This is a genomic window from Limnohabitans sp. TS-CS-82 (assembly GCF_002943475.1).
In genome coordinates this window covers 36,153-48,177 of the sequence record NZ_PTQX01000010.1, presented here as the reverse complement: position 1 = coordinate 48,177, position 12,025 = coordinate 36,153, and the positions used below count along the sequence as shown (strand labels likewise).

Annotated in this window: 5 protein-coding genes; 1 reads left to right on the top strand and 4 read right to left on the bottom strand. The window is 51.9% G+C overall.

The window, feature by feature from the left end:
* Positions 1 to 16: 16 nt before the first annotated feature.
* The 3 genes from C5F52_RS29735 to C5F52_RS18550 are packed head-to-tail and all read right to left on the bottom strand — an operon-like array spanning position 17 to position 4,000.
* Positions 17 to 1,261, bottom strand: a complete 1,245-nt coding sequence (locus C5F52_RS29735) for a glycosyltransferase (RefSeq protein WP_146100119.1) — start codon at positions 1,259 to 1,261, stop codon at positions 17 to 19.
* Positions 1,258 to 1,779, bottom strand: coding sequence for a hypothetical protein (locus C5F52_RS18555; RefSeq protein WP_146100118.1), 522 nt, complete (start codon positions 1,777 to 1,779; stop codon positions 1,258 to 1,260). Before C5F52_RS18555 ends, C5F52_RS29735 begins: the two co-directional genes overlap by 4 nt.
* Before the next feature lie 10 nt (positions 1,780 to 1,789).
* Positions 1,790 to 4,000 (bottom strand): tetratricopeptide repeat protein, encoded by a 2,211-nt coding sequence (locus tag C5F52_RS18550; protein ID WP_104799843.1) that lies wholly within the window; start codon positions 3,998 to 4,000, stop codon positions 1,790 to 1,792.
* Between the two features lie 120 nt (positions 4,001 to 4,120).
* Between C5F52_RS18550 and C5F52_RS18545 the strand changes: the two genes are divergently transcribed.
* Complete coding sequence (locus C5F52_RS18545; protein ID WP_104799842.1) at positions 4,121 to 5,959, top strand: acetylglucosamine transferase; 1,839 nt, start codon at positions 4,121 to 4,123, stop codon at positions 5,957 to 5,959.
* 4 nt (positions 5,960 to 5,963) lie between these two features.
* On the opposite strand, the gene C5F52_RS18540 is transcribed toward C5F52_RS18545, so the two are convergent.
* Positions 5,964 to 12,011, bottom strand: coding sequence for a hypothetical protein (locus C5F52_RS18540; RefSeq protein ID WP_146100117.1), 6,048 nt, complete (start codon positions 12,009 to 12,011; stop codon positions 5,964 to 5,966).
* Between the last annotated feature and the right edge of the window lie 14 nt (positions 12,012 to 12,025).

The following is a 12,025-nucleotide window of genomic DNA, read 5'->3' as shown; positions in this document are numbered from 1 at the left end:
CTATGTTGCGTTTTATTTACGAGACGAAAAAAAGCTCAGGTGTTTTTAAGTTGTTTTCTTTGATATATATTCTTAGAGATTTTGAGTCTTCTAGGAAGATGTCTTTTTCTGGGAATTCAAGCCGAGGTAAATCGATTAAGTCTTGTATGTACTCATGTGAATGATTTGAGTCGATGTAAATTGATATGCGCTCGTTGGATCTGTGTAATTCGAGTAAATTTTCATAGACTAATAGTCTATTTTCAAAATCTGCATTCTTGTTGGAATTGTTAAATCGAGCAGTTTCTTTTGGAGTGGGATTTAGTTTAACCGAATCACTCAATACTGAAGCAGATAAGCGATCTTTGATACGCTCGATACCCCAATATTGATCAAACTCATGTTTTAAATTAGCGCCCAAAACAGTGCCGATTTGCTTTAAGTAATTCACATCACTGAGCACCTCGTGCAGCTCTGCTTCAGTTTGAAACGTCAAACAGTTGTGTCCTGGAATCAACACAGAGCCATGACCGTTAAAAATGGACAGTTGATCCACGATTTGCAAACAACCTGTTTGAGCGATCTCAAAAACACGGGAATTAAGATCTGAATTCAATGTCACGTTGATGCATGCCATCGATTGTTTCATTTGTGTTGAAAGCTGTTCTCGAGAACCGGAAATATGCCGAACTAAATTCTTCTGAAGTAAATTGGGCATGATTCGTCCTCGACGCGGATGGAATTGTCCCATCTGGCCATAAAACACCGGCGTTTCCTTAGAGTGATTTATTGGTCTCAAGTTATCATCTAAATTTGAGCCCAAATTTAGGGCGAAAAGCGCTGGCTCAAAATACTGATCCGCATCACAGCGGTGCTTGAACCAGTGTGCGTGTCGTACATTGTTTGTAAATATGTGTCCGCCAAATTTTTCGTTTGAGGCGTAGTTGATCAGTCGAGTGATGGGTTGTGGTAAGTGATGGCTATCACCTAAACATAAAAACGAATTTTCACAAACATTCTTAATATTACGGGCAATATAGGGTGTTGTTGAATCTAAGCAGACAAATAGATAATCAGGTTTGTCGATATTCTTTTCTTTTAGCAGGGCTTCTAAATCAAATTCGCCTCTAGGGAATGAGAATTTTTGAGTTCCATAATTGAATTCTTGGGTACTGTGCTCATCCAGTACGCCAGTAATTTGATTGGTAGAGAGTAAAGGTGGGGCGAATGGGTTCGGGTTCGCATGCCAAAGCACCATAACTGTTGGGGCGTTATTTTTCATGATTTATGGCAAATGATGTTTAAGCTAATTGTGGTGTCAAAATAGGGCGAAAAATTACTCGTATCTTTATGTAAATTAAAATACTTTACTTTGCGTATGTTATGAAACCCAGCTGCTTGCAGAAAAAAACTTAGTACTTCAAAAGTGTATCCAAAATAATGAAAATCAAAATCTGATACTTGCCCGCCATAAATCATCCGCAGAACATGAATTTTCTGCTGAATTCCTAATTGTTGACTCTCCAGTTGCTTTCCTAGTATTGAAAGATCTGGAACTGATATGTACAGTGTGCTATTCGATGTCATTGCGGTAAATAGCTTCTTTAAAGTGCTTTCTACTTTGAATAACGGAATATGTTCGAAGACGTGACTCATGTAAAAAACTGAGACAGAGTTTTCTTCAATTTGACTCAAGTCGCAAATATCTGACAGAATATCTGGATTCGTAGAGGGGTCTGCATTCATGGTTGTCCATGCTGGTATTTCAGACGACCCACCAATAATGACTCTTTTCAGCATTTTTTATTCCTTACAGCGCGCTTAGCAACTCAGACCACTGCTTCGATTCATTGGTGATTCGACTTGTGTTAAACACCTTTGACCCGTTAATTTTTTTCCCATTTACCGCATCAATACAAATTGAGTAGTACTCATCGAAATCGTTTGCGATATATCCTGTGAGTTGGTGGTCATTCAACAAACTCCCCGCCACTCTAGAAGCAAAACTACTTCCCATCATCGTCACCACAGGCACGCCTGCCAGCAGCGCGTCGCTGGTGGTGGTGTGGCCGTTATAGGGAAAGGTGTCTAGGCAGACATCGGCCAGTTTGTAACGGGCTAAGTGGTCTTCAATCGATGGCACGCGCGTGGCGTAAACCACACGGCTTGGGTCCACACCATGGGCGATGGCCGATTGCGTGAGGTTGGCATGGGCGCCGTCGTTGAGTTTCATTAGCCACAACACGCTGCCGGGCACGGCTTTGAGCAAGTCCATCCACACTTTGAACATGGGTGGGTTGATTTTGTAGTCATGGTTAAAACTGCAAAACACCACGCCTTCTTCAGGCAAACCACATTCCGCTTTGGTGGGTACTTTGTCGGCGGGAACCACCGAGTCGTCGCGCGGCAAATAGCAGTGCGGCAAGTACAAAATCTTTTCGCGGTAGTGCTGCTGCATGTCGGGCGGCACTGTCACGGGGTCGGTAATTAAATAATCAATGAAGGGCAAGCCCAAGGTGCCTGGAAAACCCAAATAGGTCATTTGCACGGGGGCAGGGCGGTGCGACAAAATTTCTAAGCGCGTACCCTCGGTGTGGCCCGACAGGTCAATGGCGATGTCAATTTCCATGGCGCGCAGCAGTTTGGCCACTTCAAGGCTTGGTTTGTCTTGCACGTCTAAATAGTGGTCAAAGGCGCAGCGGTAGCGTTTCCACAAGTCGCTGCCATCGGGGGTGCCCGTAAAGACGCCGGTAATTTCGAAGTGTTTTTTGTCAAACTTTTCCAGCATGCCAATCATCAGGTAGCCTACGGGGTGGGTTCTGAAGTCGGCAGAAATAAAGGCTACGCGTTTGCGACGGTGTTGGTATTTTTCGCCATTCCAAAGCGTGTACATGGATGGGCCGTATTTGTCTGCGGCATAAATTTCAATGCATTGGCGTGCCAAGGCTGCATCGTCGGTGAGCGACATGATGGTCAGCGGGCCGCACATTTTTTTGCCAGCACGGATGCCTTCAAAAATGAGTTCGCGCTTGGCTTCAAAGTCGGTCCAGTCGCAGTTGCTCTGGCGTGCGCTGATCAGGTGGCCTTCGCCGTAGGCGTAGTCGGGGTCGACTTCTAGGGCGCGTCTAAAGGCGTTGGTGCCCAAGGTGTATTGCTTGTACTGGCCTAGCAGTTGCCCTTGGCCTTCGAGCGAGCGTACATGGTTGGGGTCAATGTCAGTAGCTTTGACCAAGGTCAGCAGGGCGTCGTGGTGGCGGTTGATGGCCTGCAATACGGCGGCTTTGTTGGTGTAGGCCTCCATGTATTTGGGGTCAACGGCAATCGCATCGTCGTAGCAAGCAATGGCGGCTTCTGCCAGCCCTAGGTCTTGCAACGATTTGGCGCGCGCAAAGTGAGCAATGGCCATTTGCGGCGATGTTTCGCAGGCGCGTGTGAAGGTTTGCAGGGCTTCTGCAGCTCGGCCTACTGCCGATTGCGACACGCCCAAAGAGTACAAACCCATGAAGTTGTCTGGTGCAAGGCCTAAGGTTTGTTCAAACAAGGCAATGGCGCCTGCATGGTCACCCTGGCCTTGCAGGGCAATGCCTTGGGTGTTGAGGGTCATCACTTCATGGCTGGGGGCCACTGTTGTTTTTTGTGCCGCCTCGATAGCCATCTTCACAGTTTGCAAATGCGCTTGGGCATCGCTCATGGTGGGTTCGAGCAGCAGGGTGTTTTCTGCCGAAATGCGTGCATTTTCTAACTCACCTAGGTTGAACAAGATGATAGAAAAAGCGTAGTGGGCTAGCGCAAACTTGGGGTTGCTGATGAGCACCGGTTTGATGTGGTTCAGCGCCGCAGCGTAATTGCCACGGCCTGATTCGACGGCTGCCATCGAGTACAGCGCCACAGGGTTGCCCGGCTCAATCTCTAATACTTTTTCAAACAGGGTGGCGCATGAGGCCACATCCCCAGCTTGCTGCAAGGTGACCGCGTGGTCCAGCATCTGCTGCAAAGTGTTGTAAGTAGCCAGTTGATTCATGAATGGTTCCCAAAATTTGAAATTTCAAAGCTCTATAAGCAAAAGTCTTGCCAGTTAATTTGACGGTTTTCCGTCAGTCTCGAGTGTTTTTAATGGCATGAAACTCGCTAACTAACGGGTATGCACGATGCCGAGACCGCCACAGCTAGACGCCCTTTGTTGGAAGACCTCATTCCAAAGGTTGAAAAACTCTGTGCGCTTGGGCATCAACCATTGGCCGTCAAGATGTACCGAGATTGGCTGGAGGGCTACCAAGGTTTAGACCGTTACATCGCCTTGTTCAATTTGGGCGTGCTCTTGTTTGAACAGTCCGATTGGCAGGGCGCGCAGGCGGTTTACGCCGAGTGTTGCCAGTTAGTGCCTGCTTTTGCATTGGCCAAGGTCAATTTAGGGCTGGTGTATGAGCGGCAAGGGTTGACCGACTTGGCTTTGCAGCACTGGCTAGAAGTTGCCGCTGCGCCAGGCACCTTGGGCGAGACTGCTCAAAATTTGCAACGCACCACGCTTAATCATGTAGGTCGAGTGCAAGAAACGCTGAAAAATTACGCTGAAGCTGAAGACGCCATGACCCAAAGCTTGGTGCTTCAGCCCGATCAGCCCGATGTGCTGCAGCATTGGGTGTTTCTGCGCATGAAGCAATGCAAGTGGCCCGTTTTTCAAGACTTGCCGGGCTTGTCGCCGCACATGCAGCTGTGCCACACCTCGCCTTTGGCCATGTTGGCCTTGTTTGACGACCCTGCGTTGCAGTTGCTGGCTGCCCGGCAAATCGTGCAACGCAAATACAGTGGTTTGCTGAATTTGCCTGCGAAGACCCAGACTTACAAACATCGAAAAATTCGCATTGGCTATGTGTCGGGCGACTTGTGCACCCATGCCGTGGGTTTGCTGTTGCCTGAGGTGATTGAAGCGCATGACCGTCGCCGCTTTGAAGTGATCGCGTTTGACCACAGCCCTGAAGATGGCAGCGCATGCCGCCAACGCTTGAAACAGGCGTTTCATCGCTGGGTACCGATTCACCATCTCAGTGATGCAGAGGCGGTGCAGGTGATTCTGAGCTTGGAAGTCGACGTATTGATCGACCTGCATGGCTTGAGCTTGGGCGCGCGGCCAGGCATTTTTGCGGCACGTCCTGCACAGCTGCAGGGAACCTATTTGGGTTTCATGGGCACCACAGCTATGCCTTGGTTGGATTTTGTGGTGACGGATGCACAAGCCTGTCCCGAGCAGGTAGAGCTTTTAATGGCCGAACGGCCTTTGGTCGTGGATGGGTGTTTCATTCCCCTAGAGATCACCGCCTCGGTGCAAAGGCCGCTAAATACTGAGGCTTGCACGCGGGTCAGTGAGGGTTTGCCGAAGCGCGCGTTTGTACTGGGTTGCTTCAACAACATCTACAAAATTAACAACGAGATGTTTTCAGCCTGGATGCAAATTCTGATTCATACCGACAACACGGTGCTGTGGTTGTTGGACGATAACCCTGTCGCCACGGCATCGCTCAAGGCGCAGGTCTTGCGTCACGGCGTGGACGCGCAGCGGGTGATTTTTGCGTCGCGCACATCGTATGTGCACTACTGCGAGCGGCTGCGCTTGGTCGACTTGTACCTTGATACATTTCCCTACAACGCAGGTTCAACCGCACGCGATGTGTTGGCCGCGGGTGTTCCCCTTTTGACGCGACGCGGTAAAACCTTGGTGTCTCGCATGGCTGCCAGTATGTTGCACGCGCTGGGACTCAATGGCTTGATCTGCGACGATTTGGAGCAGTACCAAGCGCAGGCCATTCATTTGGCCAGCAGCAGGTCACGCACGCGTTATTGGGCGCGCAAGCTTAACCACGCATTGAACCTACCCGATGCCAAGCATGGGGCACGCACCATGGTGGCCAGTCTTGAGCAAAAGCTCAAGACATGGCTCAAATCGCGAAATCTCCCTGAGACGCATGGCGCTTCAACGCCCTAGTGTCTTAAGCCACACCCAGCGCTTGACGCTGCTCAGCACTCATCAGCGTGAGCTTGCCGGAGTTGGCTGGCAAACTCAAAATGGCTTTTTGGCTGCTATTGAATGAGGTCAATTGCGTCACGTCAAAGGCGGCCAATTGGCTGGCGAACATGTTGGCGATGGCGTATTCGCTGATGTTCGGGATTTGCTCGACCATCAACGATCCAATCTGCTCAATCGTTAAAGCACGAATCTGGCTGGTGGTCACTGCACCCAATTGAGAGGCGCTCAAGGCCGTCACTTGGTCTGGGGTGAAACCAGAGATTTGCGCATTGCTCATGATGGCCAATTGAGTACCACTGATGCCCATGATTTGTTCGCGGTTCAGACTTTGTACTTGGCTGACCGACAAAGCGCCAACGGCTGCGTTGCTCAAGTACTGCATCTTATTGGCAGGAATGGCTTGCAGTTGCGTGATGCTCAGGTTGCTCACTTGCGTAGCGGTGATGGCTCCCAAGTCGTCAGCTTCAAAAGCCTCTACTTGTGTAGAGGTCAAAGCACTAATTTGTGTGCCCGTCAATTCCTTGATCTGGTCGCTGCTCATCGCCACGATCTGGTCTGACGTCAAGGCGCGTACTGCCGAGTTGCTCATCACCACCAAATCTTGCGTTTCAATGGCAGCAATTTGGTTGCCCGTCATGCTGGCAGCCTGTGTCGCTGTGAGCGAACCAATTTGCATGTCCGACATCGCGGTAATCGCGGCAGGTTGGATGGCTGCAATTTGATCCCAATCCATGGCGGCGATTTGCGTACCTGTGAAGGCTTGAACCTGTTCGTTCGTCATCGCCCCAATTTGCGTGGTGGTAAAGGCTTTGACTTGCGAGTTGCTCAAGGCTTCCAAGGCGGCTGTTCGCACCGAGGTCACAGCGCTGGCGCTGATCGATGTGAGCTGTGCGGCGCTGAGCGACACGATTTGATCGGCACTCAAGGCTGCAATATCCTCTCCGGCCATGACTGCCATTTGTTCTTCGGTCACCGCGTTGAGTTGTGTCTCGCTCAGCGACTTGAGCTGGTCGCTGCTCATGGCCACAATTTGAGAGGTCGTCAAACTTGTGACTTGCGTGTTTTGCAAACCAGAAATTTGTGCCGTGGACAAGACAGCCACTTGCGCATCCAACAAGGCCGGCACTTGGTCCACTGTGAGTGCACGAATTTGGTCTGACGACATGCCTTGCACATGGCTGGTGGTCAATGCATCGATCTGTTCGATGCCCATCGCACTGATGTGACCGGTCAACAAGGACTGAACTTGGCTCAATGCCAGGTTCTGGACTTGGTTGGTCGTCAACGACGACACTTGGTCGTTGCTCAAAGCTTGGATCACGCTGGTCGACAGACTGGACGTCTGTGCGGTTGACAAGATCTGCAACGCTGGCGTGGACACTTGCGCCCATTGGGTGGGTTGCAAGGCCGCCAACTGGGTGGTGGACAAGGCGCCCACTTGCACGTCTTGCAATTGACCCACTTGCGACAAGCTGAGGGTCGGCAGTTGCGTGGTGGTCAGGGCCTTGAACCAGCCTGTTGAGACCTGTGCCAATTGGGTCGGATCCATGCTCGAGACTGCGGTTGTCGACAGCAAGGCCACTTGGCTGGAACTGAGGTACTCGAGCTGTGGCAAAGACATGGCACCAATTTGCGTCGAGGTCAATACCGACATTTCGGTGTCTGTCAGGGCTTGGATGTGGCCCTGCGTCAGCGATGGAATTTGGGTGTCTTGCAAACCCACAAATTGATCTGTGGTCAAGGCTTGCAGTTGTCCGGTGGTCAGCACGGCTACTTGGTCGCCGTTGAGCACTTGGACTTTGTCGACGCCCAAGGTGTTGAGTTTTTCGGCTTGGATAGCCGGAATTTGCTCCAGAGTCAGCGCCGAGAATTGGTCGGCAGACAAGGCCGTCCACTGAGCGGTGGACAGTACAGCGATTTGTGCAGTGCTCAAGCTGGTGATTTGCTCTGCACGCAAAACCGTCATATCGGCGGTTTCTAGCGCACTGATTTGCTGCGTGTACATCGCTTGCATTTGCGTTGCGCTGAGCGCTGACACTTGTGAGGTCGTGAGGGCTTGAATGCTGCTGGTGTTGAGCGCCTGAACTTGCTCGTCCAAGAATGCATTGACTTGCTCGTCCAACAAAGTTGACAACAATTGAGTCGAGAGTTTTTGCACTTGCACCGTCGTTAACGAGGTAACTTGGGTGGTGTTCAACACATTGAGCTGGTCGCTGCTGAGGGCGTTGACTTGCTGTGTGCCCAGTGTGCTGAGCAGGTCGACAGACAGACCACCCACTTGCGTCAGAGTCAAGTTGGCGATTTGTGAAGTCAACATGGCGCCCATTTGGTCGGACGACAGTGCATTGACTTGGCTGACATCCAGCACTTGAATCTGGCTGGCATTAAAGACGCGCAAATCGGCAGTTTCCAGTGCGGCCATGTGCGCGGTCGTGAGCGCAGCAACTTGTGAGCTGAGCATGACTTGGTACTGAGCGGTTGTAAGTGCTACCACTTGGCCGTCTTGCATGGAAGAAATTTGTTCTTCGCTCAAGGACACCACGTCACGCAGTTCAATCGATTGAATCTGAGAGTCGCCCAAGGCGTTGATTTGTGCCGTGGTCAGGCTGGCAACTTGGCTGCCAGTAAAGGCCGCCACATCGCGATCTTCCATCGCTGTGATTTGTTCGGTCAACATGACCGATACGTTGTCATCGGTGATGCTGGCCACTTGACTTTGGGTCAACGCCACCACTTGTGCGGCGTCCAGCGCTCTGGTTTGTGCATTGTCAAAAGCCGCCACCGTGCCAGGGCGCAATGCTGCCACTTGTGCGGTTTCCAAGGTGGCAATTTGGTGTGTGCTGAAGGCGCGAATCTGGTCAGCAGAAATGGCGCTCATGTCCAACGCATCGATGGCCAGCAATTGCTCGTCCGACATGACACCAATTTGCTCTGCGGTCAGGTTGGCCACTTGGGTCATCGACAAAGCCGTCATTTGGTCTGGCGTGATGGCTCCAAACTGGCTGGTGCTCAAAATTTCCATTTGACGCACATTCAGGCCACTGATATCTGCAGTTTCAATCGCGGCAATTTGACCAGTCGTCAAGGCAGCGACTTGCTCCAAGCCCAAGCTGGTGAACTGCGCACGACGCATGCCAGCGATTTGTTCGTCCGACAGCAACGCCACTTGGTCGGGTTGAATGGATGCAATTTGGTGTCCGTTCAAGGCCGCCAAGTCTTGGGTTTCGATGGCGGCGGTTTGGGTCGACGTCAGCGACGCCAGCTGGTCGGTGTTGATGTACTGGAATTGTTTCTCTGTCAGCGCTGTGATCTTGTTGGCGTCAAATGCCGAGAACTGATCCACACCCAGCTGGTTAATTTGTTTACCGGTAAGTACGGCAATTTGTTCAACGCGTAAGCCACTGACTTGTGAGGTGTTCAAGGCGTTGAGTTGGTCAGCACTCATTGCTGGAATGTCTGCTTCTTCAATGGCGGACAGCTGGGTCGTGCTGAGCACTTCCATTTGTGTGGTGGTCAAAGACGCAATTTGACGACCTGCCAAGGCGACCATGTGCTCGGCGCTCAAGGCACCAATTTGGTTGGTCGTCATCGCGGCGATGTTGTTCTTAGGAATAGCCGGGATTTGATCGACCGTCAGCGCGGCGACTTGGTCGGTGGTCAAGCTCATCCATTGGGCTTCAGACAAGGCAGCGACATCGACCAAGTTCAAACCAGCGACTTGTTCGGTCGTGAGTTGCGAAACAAAGTCGGTGGTCAGGTGACGGACTTGATTGAGCGACAACGCTGTGATTTGGTCTTGGCTCAAGGTTTGCACTTGAGCGGAGCCAAAAGCGGCCAAATCTTCAATATCGATCGCCACCATTTGAGCGACTTGCAAATTGCTGACTTGGTCCGTGGTCAAGGCGCTGAATTGATTGGACGTCAAAGCCGTGATTTGCTTGTTCATCAATACGGCGATGTCTTCGTTCTCGATGACAGCCACTTGGTCCGTCGTCAGATTGCTGATTTGGAACTTGGTCAGCGCTTTGACTTGGTCGTTGCTCAGGCCCGCCACGTTTTCAGTGCTCAAGCCCACCAAATCTTGGGTTTCAAGAGTAGCGACTTGTCGCAGGGTCAGGGCGGCCAGTTGTGTGCTGGTGATGGCGCCGACTTGCTCAGAGCTCAAGGCGCGAATTTGGCTGTCGGTCAGGCTGATCACATCTTCGGCCTCGATCGCAGCAAATTGCGTGGTGTTCAAGTTGCTGACTTGGCTGTCCGTCAATGCACTGACTTGCGTCGCAGTAAGTGCTTGAATTTGCGCGGTGTCAAATCCAGCGATGGCGGTGGTGCTGATGGCGGCCACTTGACGCTGGCGCAAAGCGCCCAATTGATCAACACTCAATACCGCGACATGATCGCTCGACAGGGCACCGATTTGAGTGGCAGCCAAGTTGCCGACTTGTTCGCTGGTTAAGGCGGCCACTTGATCGGTAACCATGGCTGCAATTTTGGCGGCGTTAAGGTGACTGATCTGAGACAGCTTCAGCACGGGTACCTGACTGGTAGTCAGGGCAGCGACTTGGTCCGTGCTGAAAGCGTTGATTTGATTGCCAGTCAATGCTGCAACTGCATCGGTGGAAATCCACGAAATTTGATCGGTGGACACCGCGGCCAGTTGAACCACGGAAATTTGAGCGACTTGCAAGGCGTCCAGTGCACCGACGCGTGCCTGGTCTAAACCAGCCAGTGCATCTGTAGTCAAGGAGGCCATGACCAAGGGCTTGAGGCTCTGGACTTGGTTGGTGGTCAGTGCACCGACTTGATCGCTGCTCAGCGCTGCAATTTGAGGCTTGCCCAACATGCTGATTTGGTCTTGGGTCAACGCGGCCACTTGTTCAGTTTGCAAACTGCCGACTTTGGCAGCGCCCATGCCAAGCACTTGGTTCAGGCCCAAGGCGGCCACTTGGGCGGTTTCCAAGGCTTGGAATTGGGTTGTCGACATCGCACCCAGTTGCGACAGGTTGAGCATGGCCAAATCCGCCGGCTCAATGGCTGCCACTTGAGCGTCAGAGAACGTCGCCAGTTGGTTGTTGGTGAGGCCCAAGACCTGAGTGGCGGTCAGTGCGGCAACTTGGCTAGTTTGCAAGCCAGCCATGTCGGCCGCTTGAATAGACGAAATTTGGCTCTTAGACAAGGCAGCCAAGGCCACATCTTGAATGGCACCCACTTGCTCGCTGCTCAGAGCCACGAGTTGATTGACCTTGAAGGCCTTGACCTGGTTATCTGACAACACCGCGATGCGGTCGGTGGTGAGGGCGGCGATGCCGGCTGTTGTTAATCCACCGATTTGTTGGGGGCTGAGGGCTGCCACTTGGGTTGTTGTCATGGCGGCCACTTGGGTGCCGTTCCATGCGGAAATTTGAGAACCACTCATGTAGGCCAAGTCTTGGGCTTCGATGGCATTGACTTGTGCCGTACTCATGGCGGTGAGTTGACCGGCTGAGAAAGCGGCGACTTGGGTGGCACTCAAGGCCACAACTTGCTGGGTGCCTAAGCCACCCATGTCACGCGTCTCAATGGCGCGAATTTGTGCGCTTTTCAGTCCCTGAACGCTGTCAATGCCCATGGCCCCGAGTTGTTGGTCGATTAGCCCAATGATTTGAGTGGTGGACAGTGCTTGAACCTGGGCAACCCCCATTTTTGAGACCAAGCTTGTTGACAGCCCGCCAATCACTTGGTTGTTGAGCGAGCTAATTTGTGTGGCATTGATGCCAGCGAGTTGGGTTGACGATAGTGAGTTGAGTTGGGTAGAGGTCAAAGCCCCCATTTGGCTGGCCTTGAGCGCATTCAGCTGCTCAGGGCTCAGGGCTTGAACTTGCCCAGCATCTAAAACCTTCAAATTTGTGTTGGTGACAGCCTGAATCTGACGTGCACTCAGTTGCGCTACGTCTGCGGTGACCATGGACGCGACCTGACCCGTGGTCAGATTGGTCATCTGTCGGTAGGTGTAGGAGCTGATAGAAAGGGTCATGTTCAGTGTTCTCT